Raw genomic sequence first — 252 nt, forward strand, 5'->3', positions numbered from 1 at the left:
GACAGATTCCTGGCATCAGAAGGCCACCACGCCAGCGACCTTCAGATAGCACAAGCGTTGCAAGTTGTACCCCGCAATCTTCCAGTGCAGATTCAAGGTGGCGCGTGCCAACCCGATGCAACGTAAGTAAACCCCCGGCGAGCAGCATCTATCCACGGCAGGCGCTTCGGGTTTATGGCGTGCGCCGTGCTTCGATGAAACGATGGAGCAGTTCGTAGGCCACGCGCCACTGATGCCCATCAACCTGCAGCG

General features: G+C 58.7%; 1 pseudogene. It reads right to left on the reverse strand.

The window, feature by feature from the left end:
- Positions 1-15 precede the first annotated feature (15 nt).
- Positions 16-252: pseudogene (locus tag ACUHMQ_RS21405) on the reverse strand (hypothetical protein); the annotation flags it as partial.

It is taken from the genome of Chitinimonas violaceus, assembly GCF_052601015.1.